Annotated in this window: 19 protein-coding genes and 1 tRNA gene; 6 read left to right on the top strand and 14 right to left on the bottom strand. The window is 70.7% G+C overall.

Going from position 1 to position 23591, the window contains the following annotated elements; translation table 11 throughout:
* The first annotated feature begins 1 nt into the window (after position 1).
* Positions 2 to 1462: a helix-turn-helix domain-containing protein gene (locus FVQ89_RS02710; RefSeq protein ID WP_147900381.1), complete on the top strand. Its 1461-nt coding sequence runs from the start codon at positions 2 to 4 to the stop codon at positions 1460 to 1462.
* Here the strand turns inward: FVQ89_RS02710 and FVQ89_RS02715 are convergent.
* Genes FVQ89_RS02715 through FVQ89_RS02740 form a run of 6 tightly spaced genes read right to left on the bottom strand, consistent with a single transcriptional unit; the run spans position 1393 to position 9282 of the window.
* Entirely contained in the window at positions 1393 to 2184 is a 792-nt protein-coding gene (locus FVQ89_RS02715; RefSeq protein ID WP_147900382.1) for an ABC transporter ATP-binding protein, read from the bottom strand. The two genes, FVQ89_RS02710 and FVQ89_RS02715, sit on opposite strands and share 70 nt — an antisense overlap.
* Positions 2181 to 3956 (bottom strand): dipeptide/oligopeptide/nickel ABC transporter permease/ATP-binding protein, encoded by a 1776-nt coding sequence (locus FVQ89_RS02720; protein ID WP_147900383.1) that lies wholly within the window; start codon positions 3954 to 3956, stop codon positions 2181 to 2183. Before FVQ89_RS02720 ends, FVQ89_RS02715 begins: the two co-directional genes overlap by 4 nt.
* On the bottom strand, positions 3956 to 4984 hold the full coding sequence (locus FVQ89_RS02725; RefSeq protein WP_187264869.1) for an ABC transporter permease: 1029 nt from the start codon (positions 4982 to 4984) through the stop codon (positions 3956 to 3958). The genes FVQ89_RS02720 and FVQ89_RS02725 overlap by 1 nt, the downstream gene beginning before the upstream one ends.
* 4 nt (positions 4985 to 4988) lie before the next feature.
* Positions 4989 to 6569: an ABC transporter substrate-binding protein gene (locus FVQ89_RS02730; RefSeq protein WP_147900384.1), complete on the bottom strand. Its 1581-nt coding sequence runs from the start codon at positions 6567 to 6569 to the stop codon at positions 4989 to 4991.
* Positions 6566 to 8176: a hydantoinase/oxoprolinase N-terminal domain-containing protein gene (locus tag FVQ89_RS02735; protein ID WP_147900385.1), complete on the bottom strand. Its 1611-nt coding sequence runs from the start codon at positions 8174 to 8176 to the stop codon at positions 6566 to 6568. The genes FVQ89_RS02730 and FVQ89_RS02735 overlap by 4 nt, the downstream gene beginning before the upstream one ends.
* Positions 8173 to 9282, bottom strand: a complete 1110-nt coding sequence (locus FVQ89_RS02740; protein WP_147900386.1) for a DUF917 domain-containing protein — start codon at positions 9280 to 9282, stop codon at positions 8173 to 8175. Before FVQ89_RS02740 ends, FVQ89_RS02735 begins: the two co-directional genes overlap by 4 nt.
* Positions 9283 to 9355: 73 nt before the next feature.
* On the opposite strand from FVQ89_RS02740, the gene FVQ89_RS02745 reads away from it, so the two are divergent.
* Positions 9356 to 10843 carry a CdaR family transcriptional regulator gene (locus FVQ89_RS02745; RefSeq protein ID WP_222706031.1) on the top strand — a complete coding sequence of 496 codons (1488 nt, stop codon included), beginning with the start codon at positions 9356 to 9358 and terminating at the stop codon, positions 10841 to 10843.
* A gap of 13 nt (positions 10844 to 10856) precedes the next feature.
* Here the strand turns inward: FVQ89_RS02745 and FVQ89_RS02750 are convergent, their stop codons facing one another.
* Entirely contained in the window at positions 10857 to 11759 is a 903-nt protein-coding gene (locus FVQ89_RS02750) for a LysR family transcriptional regulator (protein ID WP_147900387.1), read from the bottom strand.
* 94 nt (positions 11760 to 11853) lie between these two features.
* Between FVQ89_RS02750 and FVQ89_RS02755 the strand changes: the two genes are divergently transcribed.
* Complete coding sequence (locus FVQ89_RS02755; protein WP_147901459.1) at positions 11854 to 15324, top strand: proline dehydrogenase family protein; 3471 nt, start codon at positions 11854 to 11856, stop codon at positions 15322 to 15324.
* Between the two features lie 40 nt (positions 15325 to 15364).
* Here FVQ89_RS02755 and FVQ89_RS02760 read toward each other — a convergent pair whose 3' ends face one another.
* The 7 genes from FVQ89_RS02760 to FVQ89_RS02790 form a co-directional block, all read right to left on the bottom strand.
* Positions 15365 to 16549: a M20 family metallopeptidase gene (locus FVQ89_RS02760; RefSeq protein ID WP_147900388.1), complete on the bottom strand. Its 1185-nt coding sequence runs from the start codon at positions 16547 to 16549 to the stop codon at positions 15365 to 15367.
* Between the two features lie 108 nt (positions 16550 to 16657).
* The gene (locus FVQ89_RS02765; protein WP_147900389.1) at positions 16658 to 17902 is read right to left on the bottom strand and encodes a HipA domain-containing protein; all 1245 of its coding nucleotides are present in this window, start codon (positions 17900 to 17902) and stop codon (positions 16658 to 16660) included.
* A complete protein-coding gene (locus tag FVQ89_RS02770) occupies positions 17899 to 18153 on the bottom strand; it encodes a helix-turn-helix domain-containing protein (protein ID WP_187264870.1) in 255 nt (84 codons plus the stop codon). Before FVQ89_RS02770 ends, FVQ89_RS02765 begins: the two co-directional genes overlap by 4 nt.
* Before the next feature lie 115 nt (positions 18154 to 18268).
* Positions 18269 to 18682, bottom strand: coding sequence for a DUF2255 family protein (locus FVQ89_RS02775; RefSeq protein WP_255513380.1), 414 nt, complete (start codon positions 18680 to 18682; stop codon positions 18269 to 18271).
* Positions 18683 to 18815: 133 nt separating this feature from the next.
* Positions 18816 to 20060, bottom strand: coding sequence for a hypothetical protein (locus FVQ89_RS02780; RefSeq protein WP_147900391.1), 1245 nt, complete (start codon positions 20058 to 20060; stop codon positions 18816 to 18818).
* Entirely contained in the window at positions 20057 to 20446 is a 390-nt protein-coding gene (locus FVQ89_RS02785; RefSeq protein WP_147900392.1) for a hypothetical protein, read from the bottom strand. Before FVQ89_RS02785 ends, FVQ89_RS02780 begins: the two co-directional genes overlap by 4 nt.
* Positions 20447 to 20760: 314 nt before the next feature.
* A tRNA-Leu gene (locus FVQ89_RS02790) sits at positions 20761 to 20847 on the bottom strand.
* A 234-nt stretch (positions 20848 to 21081) separates the two neighbouring features.
* Here FVQ89_RS02790 and FVQ89_RS02795 point away from each other — a divergent pair.
* The 3 genes from FVQ89_RS02795 to FVQ89_RS02805 are packed head-to-tail and all read left to right on the top strand — an operon-like array spanning position 21082 to position 23558.
* Positions 21082 to 21783 carry a DUF3662 and FHA domain-containing protein gene (locus FVQ89_RS02795; RefSeq protein WP_147900393.1) on the top strand — a complete coding sequence of 234 codons (702 nt, stop codon included), beginning with the start codon at positions 21082 to 21084 and terminating at the stop codon, positions 21781 to 21783.
* The gene (locus FVQ89_RS02800; RefSeq protein WP_147900394.1) at positions 21780 to 22307 is read left to right on the top strand and encodes an FHA domain-containing protein; all 528 of its coding nucleotides are present in this window, start codon (positions 21780 to 21782) and stop codon (positions 22305 to 22307) included. The genes FVQ89_RS02795 and FVQ89_RS02800 overlap by 4 nt, the downstream gene beginning before the upstream one ends.
* A 3-nt stretch (positions 22308 to 22310) precedes the next feature.
* Complete coding sequence (locus FVQ89_RS02805; protein WP_147900395.1) at positions 22311 to 23558, top strand: PP2C family serine/threonine-protein phosphatase; 1248 nt, start codon at positions 22311 to 22313, stop codon at positions 23556 to 23558.
* Positions 23559 to 23591 lie beyond the last annotated feature (33 nt).

The raw sequence follows: 23591 nt of genomic DNA on the forward strand, positions 1-23591 counted from the left end.
CATGGCCGATCGACTGGAACGAGCGTTGCTCGCCGTGCGTCTCGTCGCGGAGCGACCCGATCCGCTCGCGCCGCTCGGGGTCGGGGAGCTCGCGACCGCACTCGGCCTGACGCTCAGCACCGCATCCCGCCTCGCCGCGGAGTTGGACCGCTGCGGGATGCTCGAACGGGCGGGCGGCTACGGCGACTACCGCCTGGGACCCGCGGCCATCCGCCTCTCGGGGCGCGCGGCGTCGCCCCACGCCCGCGCGACGCGCTTCGCGCTCACGCTCGCCGCGCAGCAGACCGGCGAGACCGTGCTGCTCGCCGCCGCCTGCGGTGAACGGATGCGGGTCGTCGCGAGCGTGGGCTCGGCGTGGACGCTCCACGCCTCCGCCGACCTCGGCACGGAGGTGGACGACCCGGGATCCGCCATCCGGCTCGCCTTCGCGCATCCCGCGGGAGGTGTGCGGGAGTCGACGCGCGGCCGGGTCGTGGAGGTCGCCGCCCCGGTGCTCCGCCCCGACGGCGACTGCGTCGCCGTGCTCGCCGTCCGGCTGCTGGTCGATCGCGCGCGGGGCGGGGTGCCGCGGGCGCGGCGGGCGCTCGCGGCAGCGCGACGCGAGCTCGAGCGCACCCTGATCACGCCGGAGGTGCCTGGGCCGACTCCGACCTCACCTGCGCCCCCGACCACTGAGGCGTCGAGCATCGGCCGAGCGCTGGAGGTGCTCGACGTGCTGGCCACCGAACCCCGGACGATCGCCGCCGCCGCGCGGGCCGCGGGAATCGGAGCGGATCGCGCGCATCGCATCCTCGGGTCGGCCCGCCGGGCGGGGATCGTGGCCGTCGAGCCGAGCGGAAATGCCCGGATCTCCTGGGGCGTGCACGCCTGGCACCGTGCCGTCGCCGAGCCGCTCATGCGGGGGCTGGGCGCGGAACTCGTCGCCGCGACGGCGGACGCGACCGGTGAGTGCGCGTTCCTCACGGTGCTGCGCGGCATGCGCAGCTTCACGCTCGTGGAGGAGCTGGAGCAGGCGGGGGACGGCCTCACGATGGCGCCCTGGCTCGGGCGACCGCATCCGATCATCGGATCCGACGGTGGCCCGACGCTCGCGATGGATGTCGACGCCGACCGCCTCGCCGAGCTGTTGCCGAGCCGCCACACGCCCCACGAGATCGAGGTGTTCGCCGGTCGCGTGCGTCGCGTCCAGCGGGACGGGGTCATCTCGTTCGCATCGATCGACGACGCCGGGCTGTTCTCGATCTCGGCGCCGGTGCGCGACGCGAGCGGTGCCGTGATCGCGGCGGCCTGCATGGTCGGCCCCGTCGACGCGATGCGCGCGCGGGTGCGCGAGCTCGAGCACGAGACCCTCGAGCTCGCGGAGGCGGTCTCAGGGCTCCTCGCCGGCACCCCTCAGGCGGTGGCGCCCAGATCGAGCCGCTCGCCGAGCACCGGCACGGCGCGCAGAAGCTCAGCGGTGTAGGGATCGGCGGGGCTCGCGAGCACCGCCTCCGTCTCACCTGTCTCGACGACCCGGCCGTGCCGCATGACGCACAGCTCGTGACTCACGTAGCGCACGACCGCGAGATTGTGCGAGATGAAGAGGACGGTCAGCCCGAGGTCCCCCTGCAGCTCGCGCAGCAGATTGAGGATGACCCCCTGTACCGACACGTCGAGCGCCGAGGTGATCTCGTCGGCGATGAGCACCTCCGGCTCGCCGGCGAGCGCCCGCGCGATCGTGATGCGCTGACGCTGACCGCCCGAGAACGCGCCCGGCAGCTCGCCCGCCCGCGACGGATCGATGTGCACCCGCTGCAGCAGCTCGGAGACCCGGTCGGCCTTCTCGGCACGCGACCAGCGGCGTCCGGTGGCGCGGGTCGCCTCCGCGATCGACGCCCCGATGGGCATCCGCGGATCAAGCGCCGAGAACGGATCCTGGAAGACGAGCTGGATGCGTCGGCGCATCGCCCTCGCCGCACTGCCGCGTCCGCTCACGTCGACGCCGTCGAGGCGGATCGCACCGCTCGACGGCCGCACGAGCCCGACGGCTGCCGCCGCGATCGACGACTTGCCCGATCCCGATTCGCCGACGAGCCCGAGGGTGCGCCCCTCGGGGACGCGCAGACTCACGTCGTCGACGGCGAGGTGGGCGTGCGATCCGCTGCCGTACCTCACCTGGAGGTTCTCGATCTGGAAGTCGGTCACGACGCCCTCCTGACGGCCCCGGTCTCGCCGATCACGGGAAGCGGGCGCGTGCGGTCCGAGGTCATGTCGGGCACGCACGCGATGAGCGCCTTCGTGTAGGGATGCTGCGCGTCGACCAGCAGCCGATCGGCGGCGAGCTGCTCGACCACGACGCCGTCCTTCATCACGAGGACGCGATCGCAGAATCCGGCCACGAGCGCGATGTCGTGGGAGATGAAGAGGACCGCCGTGCGCGTGAGCGCTTGCGCTCGACGGAGGTTCTGCAGCACCTGCCGCTGCACGGTCACGTCGAGCGCCGTGGTCGGCTCGTCGGCGACGATGAGCCGCGGGCTGCCCATGAGCCCCATGGCGATCATCGCCCGCTGACGCATGCCGCCCGAGAACTCGTGCGGGTATTGGCCGAGGCGCCGCTCCGGATCGGGGATGCCGACGGATGCGAGCGCCTGCCGCGCGCGCTCCCGGGCCTCCGCGCGCGAGACCCCCTCGTGCACCTCGACCGCCTCGGTGAGTTGGCGCCCGATCGTGAGGGCCGGGTTCAGCGACGTCAGCGGGTCCTGGAAGACCATCGCGAGCTCGAGCCCGAGCTGGCGCTTGGAGACGGGGGAGGAGGGTGCCAGCAGATCGACGCCGCGGAAGCGCAGCTCGTCGGCGGTCACAGCGCCCGGCTGCTCGATGAGTCCGGCGAGCGCCATCGCGGTGATCGACTTGCCCGAACCCGACTCCCCGACGATGCCGACGACTTCTCCGGGGGCGATCTCGAGGTCGACCCCGTGCACCCGCTCCACCGCACCGCCATCGGCGCCGGGGAACGCGATCCGCAGTTCCCTGGCGGAGGAGACGACGGCGGCCTCGTCCGCGAGCTCGAGGGGTGAGGCCGACGCGGCGCGCATCGATCCGGCGCGGCGAGCGGGTCGCAGCCCCCGCAGTCCGTTCCGGATGAGCGCGCCGCGTCGGGGCGTGGTGGCGAACACGTCGCTCACGAGGGTCAGCAGAAGACCCGTGACGACGATCGCGATCCCGGGGCCGATGGCGGCCATCGGGTTGACGTAGATGCGGGCGATGCCTTCGCGCAGCAAACGCCCCCAGTCGTACTCGGGGCTCTGCACGCCGAGCCCGAGGAACGAGAGCCCGGCGAACGACAGCAGCGCTCCGCTCGCGTGCACCGCCGCGTTGACGAGCAGGGGGCCCGCCGCGTTGGGCAGCACGTGCCGCACGAGCACGCCGAGCGGCCCGACGCCGACGATGCGTGCCGCGCGCACGTAGTCGCGGCCCATGATCGAGGAGGCGAGCGTGTAGTTGAGACGGGCGAACGCGGGGATGCCGGCGAAGCCGACCGCGAGCATCGCGCCCGTGGCGCTCGCTCCCCAGATCGCCGAGAAGAAGAGGGCGAGCAGCAGCCACGGGAAGGCGAGCAGGATGTCGATGAGGCCGGTCAGCATCCGCCGCAGCACGCGCGGCAGCACCGTGGGCAGCAGCCCCAGCACGATGCCGAGAGCGACCGCGATCCCTGTCGCGCCGAGCGCGAGCAGCACCGAGGTGCGGGTGCCGGCGAGCACGCGCGCGAGGACGTCCCGGCCGAGCTCGTCGGTTCCGAAGGGATGCTGCCAGCTGGCGCCGAGCAGCCGGTCGGCGACGGAGGTCGCCTCGGCCTGGGTACCCCAGAGGATCGGCCCGAACACGGCGAGCAGCAGGACGACGCCGAGACCCGTCACGGTCGTGACGCCGACCGGGCTCGCCAGTCGAGCCCGCATGGGTGAGATCTGGGCGGCCATCAGCCCTCCGCCAGCGAGGATCGGGGGTCGATCGACATGAGCACGAGATCGACGATGAGGTTGAGCGCGAGCACCATCGCGGCGTACACGAGCACGACCCCCTGGATCATCGGGTAGTCCTTCGCTGTGATCGACGACACGATCGTCGTCCCGAGACCCGGGATGGCGAAGATCGTCTCGATCAGCACGGTCCCGGCGACCATTCCGGTGAGCATGAGGCCACCGATCGTGAGGGCCGAGGTGAGCATGTTGGGCAGCGCGTGCCGCAGGTAGATGAGGCGCGAGGGCAGGCGCTTGCTCCGGGCCGTGGTCATGTAGGTCGCGTCGAGAACGGCGAGCAGCTCGACGTGCACGATCCGCGCGAGGTACGCCATGGGGCCGATCGCGAGGGCGAGCACCGGCAGCACGAGCTGCGCGGGATCGCCCCACCCCGCCACCGGCAGAACGTGCCACTGCACGGCGAAGAGCCACACGAGCCCGACGGCAAGCAGGAAGTTCGGCACCACGATGAGCAGGCCCACGAGGGCGGATGCCGCGAGGTCGAGCCAGCGGCGGCGTCCGCTGCGGACCGAGATCGCCGTCGCGAGGCCGATCGGCAGAGCGCCGACAGCCGCGATCACGAACGACACTCCCGCGAGCACGAGCGTGGCGGGGGCGCGCTGCGCGAGGGTGTCGGCGACCGGGCGATGCGTCTGCAGCGAGGTGCCGAGATCGCCCTGCACGAGGGCGACGACGTAGTTCCAGAACTGCACGAGCAGCGGCTGGTCGAGGCCGAGTTCAGACCGGGTGCGCGCGACGAGCTCCGCCGGCGCACTCGGGCCGAGCACGGCCCGCACGGGGTCGCCCGGCACCAGGTGGATGATCGCGAACGTCGCGACCACGACGATGCCGAGCGACACCGCCATCCGCCCGAGCCTGCGCAGCAGGAACGATGTGCGCGGCGACAGGGTGAACGGACGGCCTCCTCGCCGTACGGGCGGGCGCCCCGCCGGGGCGACCGGTGCCGTGTCGAACGAGGAGGCCGTCATCGTCTCAGCCCAGCATCCGGATGCTGGTCGGCATCACGTACGCGGGCGCCTCGAACACAGCACCGTTCATGTACGTCGGGATGATGTTGTCGGCGAGCGGGAACACGTCCACCCGGTCGATGAGCGCCGTCTCGGCCGCCCGCCAGTAGCCGCACGCCTCGTCTGCGCTCGACGCCGCCCGCGCCTTGTCGGCGTTCGCGGTGTAGTCGGGGTTGTCGACGAACATGAAGTTCAGCCCGCCCTCTTCAGGGGTTGCCCCGAAGAAGGTCGACAGCTGCACGGGGCTGTTCGGGGCGAGCTGGATCCAGCCGGTGTCCCAGTCGAACGTGCTCCACAGCTGGTCGGACCACGCCGCGGCGTCGTTCGCGCTCAGCTCCGTCGTGACACCGAGCTCGTCCCAGATCTGCTTCACGAGCTCCGCGGCGGGAGCGTGGGTCGCGGTCGGCGCGTCGTAGATGAACTTCACCGTGAGCGGCTCGCCGTCCTTCGTACGCAGACCGTCGGAGCCGAGCTCCCATCCGGCCTCGTCGAGCAGCTCGCCCGCCTTCTCGAGGTCGGTCTCGGGCAGCTGCCACTCGGCCGGCTCCACCACGCACAGCAGCGGGGTCTTCGTGACGAGCGAGACAGCGTCGAGCGCCTTGCCGTCCGCGATCACGGCGCCGACCTCGGCCCGGTCCAGGGCCAGCGTGAGCGCCTGCCGCACGAGCGGGTCGGAGAATACGCGACCGTCGTGCTCGTTGAAGAGCATCTCGCCGACGGAGTTGCGCACGCCCGTCGACTCGAGGCCCGCGGACTCGACGCGTGCAGAGTCGGCTCCCACGATCGAGGCGGCGTTGATGTCACCCGCGAGCAGGAGGTTCGCACGCGTGGACTCGTCGTCCACGATGCGCAGCTCGATCTCGTCGGGCAGGCCGACCGTCTCGCTCGTGACGCCGTCGGGACCCCAGGTGTAGCCCTCGCGCTTCTCGAAGGTGTAGGAGGACTGCGCCTGGATGTCGGTCAGCTCGAACAGGCCGGTTCCGTTGGCGGAGTCGGCGAGGCTGTCGGGGTCGTCGATTCCCGCCTGGCACACCTGCAGGATCGTGCCGGTGTTGGCGAGCAGGAACGGGTCGTTCGCAGACGTCGTGACGGTGAGCACATTGCCCTCCGCCGACGCGGAGACCGCCTCGGTGACCGTCGCCCCGTAGTAGAAGGTGGCGTTGTCGGGGTTCGCGTTGTAGTTGATGTTGTTGGCCGCGGTCTCGGCGGTGAAGTCGGTGCCGTCGGCGCAGGTGATGCCGTCCTTCAGCGTGTAGACGACCTGGTTGGGGCTCTCCTCCCAGCTCTCCGCGAGCCACGGCGTGAACTCGCCGTCCGGGGTCACGTACACGAGCGCCTCGTAGGCCGTGCTCACGACCTCCCAGGTGTCGAACGAGATGGCGTTGAAGGGGATGATGCTGCCGGGGTCGCCGGTGAGCGCCTTCACGAAGGTGCCGCCCGAGACGTAGTCCTCGGTCGGTTCGCTGTCAGGACTGCTGGCACACGCGCTCAGCGCGAGTGCGGCCGCCGCGACGGCAGAGACCGCCGCGAGCTTCTTTCGGATCATGATGCTTCCTTCTGACTCGTGGTGTGGGGGTTCTGGTGCTGCGTCTCATCGCCGATCCGGGCGAGGGGCCCGGCGGCCTTGACCGACACCCGCAGCGTGGGCCGCGTGGCGTAGGAGATAGGGGTCTCGAGGATGTCGACGACCTCGACCCGAAGCGGGTCGGCGCCCGCCTGCACGGCCTTCTCGATCGCCGCGCGCGAGGCGGACTCGATCGCGGCCGCCCGATCCGGAAGCTCGCAGAGCTGGTCCGCGCGCCCGCCGGCGAGCGCGATCGCGGCTCCGACGGCGTTGGCGACGTTTCCCTGGGCGGGTCGGAGCACGTCCGTCGCGCCGAGCACGCGGTCGGGCACGAGGAAGCCGCCTCCGCCGACGACGACGAGCGGCAGACTCGCGCGGCCGAGCGACATCCGTTCCACCGCCGACTCGATCCGGTCGTGCGCCATGGCGAGGGCGTTCGCGAGGCCGGCGCGGTGCGCCGCCGTGAGGGAGGGCAGCTCGCGCCCGTCGACGGGTGAGCCCGCCACCGAGGCGTGCGCGTCCGTGAGGGTCGGCACGCTGCCGCCGAAGAGCAGCGCCTCCTCGGCGATGCGGTATCCGACCGAGTCGTGACCGAAGGAACCCGCGGCCGGGTCGACGATCGTGCCGCCGCCGAGTCCGAGGCTCAGGATGTCGGGCATGCGGAAGTTGGTCCGCACCCCGCCGATCTCGCGGGGCAGCGTGGACTCGCGCGGGAACCCGCTCGCGAGCACGCCGAGGTCGCTCGTCGTTCCGCCGACGTCGACGATGATCGCCTCGCTCGCGCCGGAGAGGAACGCGGCGCCACGGATCGAGTTCGCGGGTCCCGAGCCGATCGTGAGCACCGGGTAGCGCGCCGCGTAGTCGACGGCCATGAGCGTGCCGTCGTTCTGGGCGAAGAAGGTGTCGGCGTCGAGTCCCTCCTCGGCGACGACCGTTAGCAGGGCACGGGTCACCTCGCCCGCGACCCGACCGAGAGCGGCGTTCAGCACGGTCGCGTTCTCACGCTCGAGAAGGCCGAGGGCGCCGACCTCGTGGCTCAGCGACAGCGGGACGTCGCCCACGTGCTCCTGCACGAGCTCCGCCACTTCGATCTCCTGCTCGGGGAACGACGGCGCGAAGATCCCGCACACGGCGACGGCGTCGAAGCGCCCCTCGATCCCGTCGAGGAACCGGCGGATCGCGTCGGTGTCGAGCGGGGAGATCGGGAAGCCGTCGACCAGGTGCCCGCCGCCCGCGAGCACCGTGCCGGCGAGCACCGCGTCGCGGAGATCTGCCGGCCAGCCGGACAGCGGCGGGAACTCGGTGGAGGCGGGAGCCCCGAGGCGGATCACGGCGACCCGGTCGAGGTCGCGACGACGCACGATCGCGTTGGTCGCGTGGGTCGTCCCGAGCATGACCCGCGAGACGCTCGCCCGGCGCTCGCCGAGCTGCGAGAGGACCGCGACGAGCGCGGCGCGGATGCCGCTCGTCACGTCCGAGGTCGTGGCCTCCTTGGTCCAGGCCAGCACACGGCCGTCGGCGTCGAGGGCGACGGCGTCCGTGTTCGTGCCGCCGACGTCGATGCCGATGGAGAGATCGCGCGGGCTCATCGTGCGACCTCCGTGGTGCGCTCGAAGGGGACGTAGGGGATGTCGTAGCCGAACGCGGCGGGGCCGGCGAGTTCGAGCCCTCGAGGGGTGCGCCAGAGCGGATCGCATGCCCAGGCGAGCACGGCGACGCGCTGTCCGAAGCGCAGCAGTTCGGTCGAGATCGCCTCGCCGGTCTCGGCGTCGACGATGGTGACGAGGTCGGGCACGCTCGCGACGACCTCGCCGTCTTCGAGCACGATGAGGTTCTCGTTCTGCACCTCGACGCGAATGAGCCGGCCGCGGTCGTTTCCGGTGCCCTCGATCGTGACCGAGCCGCGGGTGAATCCGGACTCGGTGCGCCGTTCGACATCGACGAGCTTCCCGTGCATGACGATGTCGGCGTCGAGGGTCTCGGCGAGCGCCGTCACGGGCTCGGGGGAGGCGAGCAGCGCGCGCCCCACCTCGATCGCGCGTCGCACGGTGCCCTCGATGACGGCGCCGGGTGCGGTCTCGCGGGTGAGGAGGTAGTGCCCGCCGAGTGCGATGCCTCCGCTCGCGACGGTGATGGCGCGGGCGTGGCGCTCGAGCCACGCCATGCTGATGACGCGAAGGGTCGAGAGGTTGCCGACGACGTCGCTCATGACGGCCCATTCGCTCGGCATGCCGGCGACGTTCATCGAGATCATGGTCGCCTCGGGGAACGCGCGGCCCATGCCGTCGGCGTCGAGCACCGCGATGCCCAGCTGCGCGGCCCAGCCCACCGGGGCCACACCGTTGCTTCCGCCGATCTCGGCCGCCATGACCGCGGTCACGCGGGTGCCGGTCATGCGCTCGACCTCCCGCACGATCCGTTCGGCCTGGCCGGCGGCGCCGAGCATCTCGATGCCGACCGACGGGGCGCCGATGGCCGAGAGGACGATGGCGGCGTCGCCGGGACCGAGCTCGTCGATGCCGATGATCGGCACCGGCCCGTGCTCGTCGATCGCGATCTCGACGGCGAGCTGGACGGTGTGCACCGCGCCGCCTCCGCCGGTGCCGTAGATCGCTGCACCCGCCGCGAGCGGGGCGACGTCGTCGCGGGTGATGAGGCGGATGTCGGAATCCGTGCCGTCGGGTCGGTGGGGCATAGTCCGACAGTAAGGACGGGGTCGGATCACCTCAATGTGCTGAGGGCACCAGGTATCGGCGCATACTGTGCTGGTGGAACAAGGCGGAATCGAACAGCTGATCGCGCAGGCGGACCGCATCGGCATCCGCCATGTGGCCGGGCCGGACCACAGCCCGCTGATCGCGCACGTCGAGATCGCTCCGATCGGTGAACTCGACGAGGCGACCGTCGGCGCGCTCGTCATCGTGGCCGCCCCGGAGGGGCGACGCCCGTCGGCCTACCAGGTCGATATCGCTCTTCGGCAGGCGGTGGCCCGGCGGTTCGCCGGGATCGTGTTCGCGGGGGAATTCCCGCTCGCCGAGACGGCACGGCAGCTGGCGGCGCGCGGGGCGGTGCCCGTGCTGATGTCCGAAACCGGCACGGCATCCGAGCTCGCCGTCGTCATCGACCGGATCCTCCGGGGCGGGGCGGCGGACTCGCTCGCCCGGGCCGAGCACGCGATCGAGCGCGCGTCCGCGGCGGCGAGCGGCGGCGCGGGGTCGCGCGAGATCCTCGAGGCGGCGTCCGGCGCGCTCGGGGTGGAGCTGTCGATCGTCGAGGATCCGACCGCGAACTGGATGGACCCGGATGCGGTCTGCGTGGGTGAGCTCGCCGTCGGCCGCCTCGTCGCCGAGCACACCGATGCCGCCGTGCTCGTCGCCCTCCCGGTGATCGCCGCGGCCGTCTCGCGCGCTCTCCAGCACGAGCTGGGCGAGCGCTTCGCCCCCACGCAGTCGCGCGCCGACCTGCTCATCGAGCTCATCTACGCCGAATCGAGTCGCCTCGACGGGTTCGGCGTCGAGGCCGCGCGCCTCGGCTTCCCGCTCTCGCTCTCGCACGTAGTCGGCTGGCTGCGCCCGACGCACCGCCGCGATCCGGAACTGCGCGCACCGCGCTCGGTGGGTCCGGCGGTCGAACTCTTCGCTCTGCAGCTGCTGCACGAACGTTCGGAGGCGTGGCACGTGGCGCACCTCCACGACGACGTGATCCTCGTCTCGAGCGAGCAGCACGGTGCCGGAGACCACCAGCGGCGCCTGCGGGAGGTCGGCGAGCGCATCCGCGACTACGCGACGGCGACCGCGGGGGGCGAATGGGTCTACACGCTGGGGCTCGGCACCCCGCAGGTTGGCGCCTCGGGCCTGCGGCAATCTGCGGCCGAGGCCCGGATCTCGGCTGAAGCGGCGATCGCGGGCGGGCGACTCGGTGAGGCTCGTGCGACCGACGTCACGGGTCTGCGCCGCGTGCTGCTCGAGTTCTACGCCTCCCCCCTCAGCCGCCGACTGCTCGACGACGTGCTCGCTCCGCTCGATGCTCTGGGGCCCGAGAAGTCCGACATCGCCGTGCGCACGCTCGCCGCGTACCTCGGGCATCGCAACTCGCTCGTGCGGGCCGCCGCCGACCTCAACCTCCACCCCAACGCGGTCAACTACCGGGTGCGCCGCCTCGAGCAGACACTCGGCCTCGACCTCGAGGATCCGGACGAGCGCTTCGCCGCCGAGCTCGCCTGCCGGATGCGCCTGCTCGCGCCGCGCGGACGCTGAGCCTCCCGGCCGCTCAGCGTCGGTTCAGCTGTGCCGCCCGTTCGAGCGCCTCGCGGAACGCCACCACGGCCGGGTGGCCGGCGGAGGCGATGCGCGTGGAGGTGAACACCGTGCGCCGCGGCTCGCCCTCGAGCCCGACCAGGTCGACCGTCGGCTCGGCGCCCTGCCAGATCAGGTCGGGCAGGAGCGCCACCGCGTGACCGGTCTGGATGAGTCGCACGTGAGCCTGCAGGTCCGCCGTCTCGAAGCGCACCTGGGGCTCGAACCCCGCGCGGCGGCAGGCCTGTTCGGCCCAGTGCCGCGAGGCTGCGCCGCGGGGCTCCATCACCCAGGGTGCGGCGTACGCGTCGCGGATGTCGCGGATCGCGAACCGGCCCGAGCCGCCCGGGGGAACCGCCAGCCGGATCGCGTCGGTCGTGAGCGGACGGCGGTCGAGTCCGGCGAGCTGCGGGGCGGCGTGCCCCGGGTACTCCTCCGCGATGACGAGGTCGAAGTCGCGGGCGAAGGTCTGGTGCAGCGCGGTCTCGGGCTCGCGCTGGGTCACGATCGCGGTGAGCGCGGGGTGCTCCTGCTCGAGCACGTCGAGCGCGGCGGGCAGCAGGGCGAGGGCCACCGACTGGAAGATCGCGACCCGGATCACGCCGGTCGCCTGCTCGAGCGACGCCGCGAGCTCGGTGTCGGCGCGTTCGAGCGCTGTGAGGATCTCCTCCGTGCGCCCGACGAGGATCTCCGCCTGCGGGGTCAGCTGCAGCCGCCGGCCGGTCTTCCGCAGCAGGGGCACACCCGCCTCGCGTTCGAGCTGCGCGAGCTGCTGCGACACCGCGGAGGGCGTCTGATGCATCGCTGCGGCGACGGCGGCGATCGTTCCGCGGAGGGCGAGCTCACGCAGCAGAGCGAGACGGCGCACGTCGAGCATCGCGAGAAACCTTAAGAAGAATTGACGTGTATAGCGAAGAATTCGTTGCTATACCTTACGGGATCTGCGACTCCATACTGACGCCGTGACCTCGATGACTCCCGCATCCCCCGCGTCCGCATCGCCCTCCGCGCCCGACGACGAGGCGGTCGCCGACGCCGTCGTCGCCCGCGTGCGCAAGTGGCTCGAAACCGCCGAGACGCTCCCCGTCGACCCGTCCGCGAAGCGCCTCGCGGGCCTGCTGCGCGACCCCGAGGGCCTCGACTTCGCAGTCGGGTTCGTCGACGGCGTCATCCGCCCCGAGGACTCGCGGGTCGCGGCGCGCACCCTCGCGCGTCTCGCGAAGCGGCCGCCGCGCTTCCTCGCCTGGCCCCTGCGCACCGCGCTCCGGATCGGCGGGATGCTCGCGCCCGTGCTGCCCGGGATCGTCGTGCCGATCGCACGATCGGTGCTCCGCGGGATGGTCGCCCACCTCGTGATCGACGCGAACGACCCGGGCCTCGGGCGTGCGCTCCGCCGCATCCGCGCCCGCGGCGCACGCCCCAACGTGAACCTCCTCGGCGAGGCCGTGCTCGGTGCCCATGAGGCGGGCCGCCGACTCGACGGCACCCGCCGCCTGCTCGCGCGCGACGACGTGGACTACGTCTCCATCAAGGTCTCGGCGACCGTCGCGCCGCACTCCCCGTGGGCGTTCGACGAGGCCGTCGACGACATCGTCGAGGCGCTCACACCGCTCTTCGAGCAGGCCGCCGCGGCGACCCCGGCGAAGTTCGTGAACCTCGACATGGAGGAGTACAAGGACCTCGACCTCACGATCGCCGTATTCCAGCGCATCCTCGACCAGGAAGCTCTCCGGGGGCTCGAGGCGGGCATCGTGCTGCAGGCGTACCTGCCCGACGCGCTCGGCGCCTACCTGCGCCTGCGCGAGTGGGCGCACGCCCGGCGCGCGGCGGGCGGAGCCGGCATCAAGGTGCGGCTCGTGAAGGGCGCCAACCTGCCGATGGAGCGCGTCGACGCGTCGCTCCACGACTGGCCCCTCGCCACCTGGCACAGCAAGCAGGCCAGCGACACCAACTACAAGCGCATCCTGGATGTCGCCCTCCGACCGGAGAACATCGCCGACGTGCGCCTCGGCGTCGCCGGCCACAACCTCTTCGACCTCGCCTACGCGCGTCACCTCGCGACCACGCGTGGTGTCGACGACGGCATCGAGATCGAGATGCTGCTGGGCATGGCGCCCGCGCAGGCGGAGGCGGTGCGCCGCGACGTCGGCGGGCTGCTGCTGTACACGCCGGTCGTGGCGGCCTCCGACTTCGACTCCGCGATCGCGTACCTCATCCGACGCCTCGAGGAGGGTGCAAGCTCCGACAACTTCATGTCGGCGGTCTTCGAGCTCGCGAGCTCCGAGCAGCTGTTCGCCCGCGAGCGCGACCGGTTCCTCGCCTCCCTCGCGGATGTCGACGACGTCGTGCCCCCGCCGCACCGCGTGCAGGACCGCACGCGGGTGCCCGCGGCCGTCGAGGCCGGGTTCCACAACGCCCCCGACACCGACCCCGCGGTCGCCGCGAACCGCGGCTGGGCGCGTGCCGCGCTCGACCGCTCACGCAGCACCACGCTCGGCGCAGGAACCGTGAACGTCTCGGCCGTCCCGGATGCCGCCGCCGTCGATCGGGTGCTGACGACCGCGGTCGCCGCGTCGACCGGGTGGGCGTCGCGGGGAGCGGATGCGCGCGCCGCGATCCTGCACCGTGCGGGTCAGCTGCTCGAAGAGCGCCGCGACGCCTTCATCGAGATCATGGCGGCCGAGGGCGGCAAGACCGTCGACCAGTCGGACCCCGAGGTGTCGGAGGCGATCGACTTCGCCCACTACTACGCGGAGCGCGGCCGGGAGCTCGACGATCTGGACGGCGCGGAGTTCGTGCCCGCGCAGGTCACGCTCGTCGTGCCGCCGTGGAACTTCCCGCTCGCGATCCCGGCGGGATCGACGCTCGCGGCTCTCGCCTCAGGTTCCGCGGTCGTCTTCAAGCCGGCCCGCCGCACCGCCCGTACCGCTGCCGTGCTCGCCGAGGCGCTCTGGGATGCCGGCGTGCCGCGCGAGGTGCTGCAGTTCGTGGTGCTGGGCGGCGGCGAGGTCTCGAGCGGCGCGCTGGGCGAGGAGCTCATCGCCGACGAGCGCGTGGATCAGGTGATCCTCACCGGCGGCTACGAGACCGCCGAGCTCTTCCGCACCTTCCGCCCCGGCGTCAAGCTGCTCGCCGAGACGAGCGGCAAGAATTCGATCATCGTCACCCCCTCCGCGGATCTCGACCTCGCCGTGCGCGACGTCGCGTACTCCGCGTTCGGACACGCCGGTCAGAAGTGCTCGGCGGCGTCACTCGCGATCCTCGTCGGGTCGGTCGCCGAGTCGCGACGGTTCCGCGAGCAGCTGCTCGACGCCGTCCGATCGATGCCCGTCGGCGACGCCGCGGACCCGACGAATCGGATGGGTCCGATCATCGCGCCCGCCGAGGGCAAGCTGCTCGACGCCCTCACCCGCCTCGCGCCCGGCGAGAGCTGGCTGCTCGAGCCGCGCCGGCTCGACGACGAGGGCCGCATCTGGAGCCCCGGCATCAAGTCCGGCGTGCTGCCGGGGTCGGAGTTCCACCTCACCGAGTACTTCGGACCGGTGCTCGGCATCATGCACGCCCGCACCCTCGACGAGGCGCTCGAGCTGCAGAACGCCGTCGACTACGGCCTGACCGCGGGTCTGCACTCGCTCGACGCGGGCGAGATCGCGCGATGGATCGACCGCGTCGAGGCGGGCAACCTCTACGTCAACCGCGGCACCACGGGAGCGATCGTGCAGCGCCAGCCGTTCGGCGGCTGGAAGCGCTCGGTGGTCGGACCCGGCGCGAAGGCGGGCGGACCGAACTACCTGCTCGGGCTCGGCACGGTGCGCCCCACGGCCGCGCTCGAGGCGGTCCCCGCGCTCGACCCGGCCGCGGATCGGATCGTCGAGGTGTTCGGCGCACGGGGCTCCGCGGCCCAGGCGATGCTGCAGCGCGCCGCCGCGAGCGACCGGCGTGCGTGGTCGTCGGAGTTCGGCACCGTGCGCGACGTGACCGGCCTCACCGCCGAGCGCAATGCGTTCCGCTACCGCGCCCTGCCGGTGACGGTGCGTGCCGAGGCCGGAGCGGATGCCGTCGAGGTCGCACGGGTCGCACTCGCGGGCCTGCTGAGCGGCTCGCAGGTGACCCTCTCGACCGCCGCCGTGCTGTCGCCGTCCGAGCTGGAGGCGCTGCGAGCCGCCGGGGTCGACGTGCGCTCGGAGGACGCGACGGCGTTCGTACGCGAGGCCGCGCGGCTTCGCGATACCCGCATCCGCCTGATCGGTGGACGCGCGGATGAGCTGCTGACCTCGCTCGGCGGTCGCCCCGACATCGCGGTCTACGACGGCCCGGTCACCGAGTCGGGTCGCGTCGAGCTGCTGCCGTTCCTGCGCGAGCAGGCCGTGTCGATCACGGCGCACCGCTTCGGCACGCCGAGCGTGCTCGTCGAGGCGCTGCCGCTCGTCGAGACCGCCTGACGCGTCGCGCGGCGCGGGATCCGCTGCTCGGGTTGCCGGGCTACTCGGCGGCGGATTCCGCGAGCCGCGTCCACGCGAGCTCGGCGAGCAGGGCGGCGTGGTCGCCGAGCAGGCTGTCGTCGAACATGGCCCCGGGTGAGTGCATCGGGGCGGTCGCGCCGTCGGCCTGAACCCCGAGGAACACGAGCGCACCGGGCACCCGTTCGAGCACGTAGGCGAAGTCCTCCGATGCCATCCCCGGCTCCGGCAACCGCACGGCGCGGTCGCCGTAGCGGGCGTCGAGCACCTCGAACACGCGCCCGGTCTCGGTCGGGTCGTTGACGGTGACGGGGTAGGAGTCGATGAACTCGACCGTCATGGTGCAGCCGTGCGCTTCGCCGATCGCCGTGACGAGTCGAGGCAGTTCGCTGCGGATGAGGTCGAGCGCGGCGGGCGAGAGCGTGCGGATGTTCGCCTCCAGCTCGACGGACGCGGCGAGCACGTTGCTGGCTGCGGAGTCGGAGGCGAGTCGGGTGACGGAGATGACGGCGGGGTCGATCGCCGGGATGCGGCGGGCGGCGAACGCCTGCACCGCGAGCACGATCTCCGCGGCGACCGGCACGGGGTCGATCGCGTTCTGCGGGTAGGCGGCGTGCCCGCCGGTGCCCTCGACGCGCACGCGCATGGCGCTCGCGCTCGCCATGATCGGACCGGGCCGGGTGACGGCGGTGCCGTACGGAGTCACGCAGTCGACGTGGATCGCGTAGGCGGCGACGGGCGCCTCGCCCGCGGCCTCCAGGACACCCTCGTCGATCATGTACCGCGCACCGGCGAACCCTTCCTCACCCGGCTGGAACATGAACACGACCGTCCCGGGGAGCTCGTCGCGGCGGGCGGCGAGCATCCGCGCAGCACCCACGAGCCCCGCCATGTGGAGGTCGTGCCCGCACGCGTGCATGGTGCCCTCGACGGAGGCGAAGGGCAGCCCGGTCGCCTCAGTCACGGGGAGTCCGTCCATGTCGGAGCGCAGCAGCACGACCGGACCCGGACGCCCTCCGCGCAGCACCGCCGTGATCGAGGTGAGCTCGCGCCCGGTGGTGATCTCGAGCCCGAGCCCGTCGATCGCCTCCAGCAGTGCGGCCTGCGTGCGCGGCAGGTGCAGCCCGACCTCGGGGTGGCCGTGCAGCCGACGGCGGAGCTCCACGAGTTCCGCCGCGAGCGCGGCGTCGGCGGTGAATGAGGTCACGTGCGATCTCCTCTCCGCCCGCCGGGCATGGATCGGCAGACAGATGCCTCCCACGCTAGGAACGCCCCGCCGACGCGACCAGGGCGCACCGCCACATCCCGTGCGCGATTACTGTGCGCATCCCACAGCGCGCGGTCGCGGTCGGGTGCCCGCGAAGGTTCGAACACGTCCGAGGACCTGCTCCGGAAGCGCCTCGATCTCCTCTGTCGCGCCCACCTCGCTGATGGCCGCAGCCGTTCGGTCGATGACGTCGTCGACCACGGAGGCGGCACGAGCGGGCGACATGCCCCAACTCTGGCCTTCGAGGACGAGGTGCTCGCGGGTGATGTACCGAAGGTCGACCTGTCCGGCGATGGCGTGGCCGGCGTGACGGTACTGGCCGAGGAAGAAGACGGGGGCGACGTCGTACAGCGGGGTGAGGCTGTAGTTGGCGTCGGCGCCGATCGCGAGGGAGTAGTTCTTCGAGTGGGCATCGCCGTTTCCGATGGTGGCGTTGAAGGTCACCTGTTCGAGAAGCTCGACGAGAAAGTCACGGGGACGGAGGGCATTCTGGGAACCGAGTTCGGCGATCGAACGCAGTCGCGACTGGTCGCGGAGCGTGCTCTCGTACTTCGACGACGGAGCGAGCCCGAGCGCCTGAGCGAAGTCTTCCTGATGGGTTCGGCCATCAGCGCTTCGGTCGAATCGTTCGACGACGATCGCGGCTCGCCCGTCGAAATCGTGGAGCTCTGTACGCGCTGCCGGAAGACCCGCTCGCGCGGCGACGGTCATCGCCCAGTGCTCGGCATGCACCAGATGCTGCGGGCCGCCGGTCGAGAGAGGTTGAGGCTTGACGATGTGAGTTGACATCGCGCCGTCAGTTGGCCAGGCCCAGCGCCCGTCGTCCCGGGTAAGGAGCACCTTGGCCTGGATGCCCCCAAGTGAAGCGGTGAGCGGTTCATTGTCAGGCGGGGTGAGAGTCGGAAGTGCGACGACGAGGGCATCGACTTCGGCGCCGGTGAGGGGGATCAGGTGACCCGTACCCGGTGGTTCCGGGTCGCGGGTGAACTGAACGGCACCGGCGCATTCGACACCGATGTGTGCGAGGAGGTCGAAGGCCGATCGCGCTTGGTACTCGCGGTCCAAGTCGGCCCGCACTTGACCCTCGGGGAGCAGCCCCTCAAGGAAGGCGTCGAGCGCTGGGCCTTCGACGCGGGCCCTCTCGAGCGGCAACGACAGGCTCAACGGCCGAGCGCCTTCCCCGTAGCGATCGAATATGTCGGCGTCGTAGCGGAGGCGGACGGCCCCATTTCTCAGCTGCTCGAGTTCGCCCTGGTGCTCTCCCCGTAGCCACAGGTGGAGGATGTCGTTCATCCGACGCCCAGCTCCGCGCCCCGCGGAACGACGATCAGCTCGTAGCCGAGCTCGCCGAGAACGGTGATCGCCGTGGCGAGCGAGACGTCTGCCCCCTGCTCGAGCCGCTGGATGGTCGATCGCGAGATCGTGGTCTCGTCGGCGAGTTGAAATTGGGTGACGGTGGCGGCTCGACGTATCGACTTGATCGCGCGGCCGAGATCTTTCGGAGCGCGAGCTCGGTACCAACGCGGCTTCGGTGGGTTCTCCATCACGCGCCTCTCATCTGATGCATCGGCATGTAGGCGGCAAATGCCTCGTATGCGAGGCATGGGCAATCATACCGCGAAATGCCTCCGATGTGAGGCATTCACGAACCGGTGATCTTCAGTCCCGCGGCTCGACCCGCAGCGTCACCGCGTGCATCGCGGGCCCGATCACCGTGTCGAGGATCCGCTTCTCGTAGCGCGCGTACTTCTTCAGGTACGCCGCATCGATGGCGGCCTGCTCAGGGGCATCGGGGGCGATCTGCGCGAACGTCACGTCGCGCTCACCGCCGGCGAAGCGGATGCGGCCGTTCCCCCTCGCGAGCGCGCGCCGGTACCAGCCGTTGCGCGGCCCGTACGCGGAGCGCACATAGAAGTGGCCGCCCGCGGCGACTCCCCAGATCGTCACGAACGGGCGAAGACTGCCGTCCGGCCGTACCGAGCTGACCTCGATCTCGTCGCCCGCATCGACGGATGCCAGCTCCGCCTCATCCCAACCGCTCACGTCGTCCGCCCCCTCCGCGCCTCTCGGCACGCGCCTCGACGCTACGCCGCGCGCGCGGCGACCGCTGGGTCCGAGATCCGCTCGCGCGTCAGCCGCGCGTGCCGGTGGTGACGACGAGCGCGATGCTCGTGTCCGCCATCCGCCAGCGCCTCGCCCCTCATTGTCAGCACCCACCCGTGGTGTCGTACACCTGACCGCCGGGGTTAGCGTCGGTCCACATCGTTATCCAGCACTTCTTGGGAACGGTCCAGTGCCGGTCGCGACTCAGCACGGTCTGGTAGGTGTTGCCAGCTGTGTTCGGCCAGTCTCCAAGTGCGACACCCATGCAGTCCGTGAGAGCCATCCATGCCCCGAAAGTAGTGCAGTAGTAGCTACTCACAGCTTGGTTGGTGGCGCTTACTTCAGACGTGGCGTCGTAACCCTTAGGGGCATCGATGACGAAGATCACGCCGTACGCACCGTTGACGTACTGGATGTTGTGCGGATAACGGAGTCCGATGGCGAACGAGGAGGTGTCGCAGCGGTCGAACAGATCGTTGTAGTCGGCGTACGCGCCGAGGCTCGATGGAACTGTCACTCCGTCGGGTCGGATCGCCTTCCAGTTCCAGTTCTCGTTGGCCGCGGCAAGGTGCTTCTTGTAGTCGTCCTTGGTGATGCCGGTTGACGTCTTGCAGCTCCCTCGGTTACCTACAAGTGCGCCGCTCGAGACATCTCGAAGGTTCACCTCGAACTCGACTCCGTAGAGCGACGGCACGTTCGCCGGCGTCTGCGTACCAAGCCACCAGTAGGACGAGACGAACGTCACCTTGTTCGCGGTGTAGTTGAGCACCTGTACCTCTGCCTGCGACGGCATCCAGGGAGCGCGATTCGCCGAGTAATTGGTTGCCGCGACTCGCCCTGACGAACTCGCCTCCTGGCCGAGCGGGGGAGTGCGCAACGACTCAATCGCACTACTGAATACTGCCGGCGCAGGAACGAAGGGGTCGTCCCCAACCTCAATCACGTCGGCGGTCGGGTAGGTCGCACTTCGTGCAGCGAATTCACTGTCGTCAGGGACGGTCGTCGCGACGATCAGGCCGACCGCCGCCGGCGCTGTTCCGTAGTCGGCCGTGAACTCGGAGTTGAACGCGGCTGCGGAGACGCCCGATCCGAAGTAGTACTCGCCAACCAGTTCCGGATTCTCGTACCGGATGCCAAGAACCTCACCGCTATACCCCGCGGCTTGGGCGACCGCCGCGGTGAAGGTGATGGGAGTCGAGAACGCGATGAGAGCAGTCGTCGGATCGCCTGGGCCCGGTGCCATGGACAATCCCGGATCTTCCTCGTCTGCAGCGACTGGTGAAGGCAAGATGAGAGCCACCGCGATAGCAGCAGCGGCCGCCGATCCGATTACTCGTAGTCGAGTCATGCGTTGTCTCCTTTCGACGTTCGATCGCGAGGGAAGGACAAGGCGAAACCACCGATAGAAACACCGCCAAGGGCCAGAGCCGCGACCAAGATCACAGAAAAGCCTGGCGGCGGTCCGATCGCGACGCGGCCGCCCCCGAGTCCGGGGTACGTGCACTTCATACCGGTGGGCCAGAGCTGCCAGCCGCCTTCGATGTCGAGGCTGCCGGGAACTGCCCCGACGTTCTCGATTTCGTCCGCTGAGACCTGCGCGCAGATGTGTCCAGCCTCTCGGTTGACGTACGCATCGCCAGCGACGACTACCGCGCCCATGATGGCGAGAAAGCCGGCGGCAATTGCCACTCCGAGCGCGGCAGGCGAGCGCAATCGGCGGGCTTTCTCGCTCAACGGATCCTCTTGAGGGCGCTGACGTCCCTTCCATTTCGCGTGGCAGCCGGAGGGTGGTCACGGACTGGTCTGTGCACCCCCGTGGTCAGGCAATCGCGGATCATAGATTCGAGCCCCCCTCGTTTCATCCACCATCGCACGCGGGTCCGCGGAGCGCAACGCCCCGAAGGCTGCTGACCCATCCATCCGGCTCAACGCGCTCGAACCAGCTGGGGAGAGAAGGGAGGGGAGAACGACCGCGAAAGGGCGATGAAGTGTCCGAGACTCCCCAAGATGTCGGAACAATCTCGACGAGACAGAAAAGCACCACTCAATGGTGCGCGAGGGGGGACTTGAACCCCCACGCCCTTGCGGGCACTGGCACCTGAAGCCAGCGCGTCTGCCAATTCCGCCACTCGCGCGCAGACCCGACACAGCGGGTCAGCCAAGCGAGACTACCACGGAGCGACTGCATGGCCGCGCCCGCGCGAAACGGGCCGAATCCGAGGCGGTGCACCGACCGTTCCGCTCCGCGAATCCATCCACAGCCGGAGCCGACATCGCCGCTCGGCTGAGGCTCCACGCGGGTGAGCCGACTACCATCGGATAGTCCGAACGCACCCGGAGAAGCCGTGGCGCCTGCCGAGAGGAGACCCTTGGGGATTCTCGACGAGTTCGAGAAGGGCTTGGAACGCGTCGTCAACGGCGCGTTCGCCAAGACCTTCAAGAGCGGGCTGCAACCGCTCGAGGTCACCGCGGCCCTGCGCCGCGAGCTCGACACCCGGGCGGCGGTCGTGTCGCGCGAGCGCATCCTCGTGCCCAACCGGTTCACGGTGCGGCTGTCGCCGAGCGACCACGAGCGCATGACCGGTCTCGGCCCCGCGCTCATCGACGAGTTCACGCAGCTCGTGCAGCAGCACGCAACCGCCCAGCACTACTCGTTCGCGGGGGGCATCGAGATCCGCCTCGAGCGCGACCCGTCGCTCACGCAGGGCATCGTGCGCATCGACTCCGAGAACGTCAAGGGCGCTGTCGTGTGGACGCCCGTGCTCGACATCGGCGGCACCCGCCATCCGCTCACGAAGGGCCGCACCGTCATCGGTCGCGGGTCGGATGCCGACATCACCCTCGACGACTCCGGCACCTCCCGCAAGCACGTCGAGATCCTGTGGGACGGTACGCGCGGCCAGGTGACCGACCTGGGCTCCACGAACGGCTCGAAGCTCAACGGTCAGAAGGTCACGAAGGCCGTGTTGCAGCCCGACTCGGTGATCGAGATCGGCCGGACCCGTATCGTGTTCCGAGTGCTGGCGCAGTCCGCGGATCAGAACCAGGTCGCCGACGGGAGGTCGCGGTGAGCGAGCTGACCCTTCTCGTGCTGCGGCTCGGGTTCCTCATCCTCATGTGGGCGTTCGTCTTCATGATCGTCTACGCCCTCCGTTCCGACCTGTTCGGTAACCGGGCGCGTAAGAAGATGCCGGAGCCGGCGACCGCCGAGGCCTACCCGTCCTCGCCCGTGCCTCCGCCGCCCGCACCGCCCGTGGCCGTGCTCCCCGAGCCGCACCGCGCAGCTCCCCACGCAGGTGCCGGCACCCCGCGCCGCCTCGTCATCACCTCGGGGCCCAAGGAGGGCCTGGAGGTCGAGCTGCCGCTCGAACAGCTCACCATCGGGCGCTCGAGCGAATCCGGCCTCGTGATCCGCGACGACTACACCTCCACCCACCACGCCCGACTCATGCTCTGGAACGAGGAGTGGGTTATCCAAGACCTCGACTCCACCAACGGCACGTTCCTCGACGGCACCCGCGTCACCCTGCCCACCCCCGTGCGACCGGGTTCCACGGTCACCATCGGCACGACGAGCTTCGAGTTGCGGCGGTAGCGCGTGGCGACCACCCCCACGACCGCGGCCGTCTCCCACGTCGGGAAGATCCGGGCGAGCAACCAGGACTCCGGATACCTGGGCCGCCACCTCTACGTCGTGGCGGACGGCATGGGTGGCCACGCGGGGGGAGACATCGCGAGCGCCATCGCGGCGCAGCGGATCGCGGAGGCCGACCGCGAATACGCCACCGCCGAAGACGCCGTCATGTCGCTCCAGTCGGCGCTCATCGCCGCGAACGGGCTCCTCGCCGAGACCGTCTTCGAGCACAACGAACTCACCGGCATGGGCACCACCGTGTCGGCCCTCGTGCGGGTGCGCGACCAGCTCGCGCTCGCCCACATCGGCGACTCGCGCGTGTACCTCTTCCGTGATGGTGAGCTCACCCAGATCACCACCGACCACACCTTCGTCCAGCGACTCGTGGAGTCCGGGCGCATCACGCCCGAGGAGGCGGCGGTGCACCCGCGGCGCGCCGTGCTGATGCGCGTGCTCGGCGATGTGGACGCCTCGCCCGAGATCGACACGGGCATCCTCGACACCCAGCCGGGCGACCGCTGGCTGCTCTGCTCCGACGGACTCTCGGGCTACGTCTCCGAAGAGAAGGTCGTGCAGATCCTGCGCACCATCCGCACCGCGCAGGGTGCCGCCGACCGCCTCGTGAAAGAGAGCCTCGACCACGGCGCGCCCGACAACGTCACCGTGCTGCTCATCGACGTCGATGACTCCGACGGCGCCTCCGGGTCCGCGCCCGTGTTCGTCGGCTCGGCGGCACAGCCGCTCTCGTTCGCGCAGGAAGAGGTGGCGCGCAAGCCGATCCGCCTGCCCACGCTGCTGCTGCATCCGCTGAAGCCGACCCCTCCCGAAGACTCGCACTTCGAGCCCGAGAGCGAGTCCTACCTCGACGAGCTGATCGAAGAGGATCGCCGCCGCTCCATCCGCCGCCGCATCATGTGGGGCGTCGGGGTGACGCTCGCCGCGATCGCGATCGTTCTGGCCGGGTACCTCGGCTACCGCTGGACCCAGATGCACTACTACGTCGGTGTGAGCGACGGCAACGTCGCCATCTTCAAGGGCGTGCAGCAGTCGATCGGGCCGATCTCGCTCTCGAGCGTCTACCAGACCACGGCGATCGACCTCGACGAGCTGCCGTCGTATCAGCGCGAGGCGGTGGAGGCGACGATCAGCGCCGAGAGCCTGCGCGACGCGCACGACATCGTCGACCGCCTGGCCGCTGTGACGGGGGGATGACGTGAGCAACTCCCCGACCGAGGCGATCGGAAC

This window comes from Homoserinibacter sp. GY 40078, assembly GCF_008017545.1.
Lineage (GTDB): Bacteria > Actinomycetota > Actinomycetes > Actinomycetales > Microbacteriaceae > Homoserinibacter.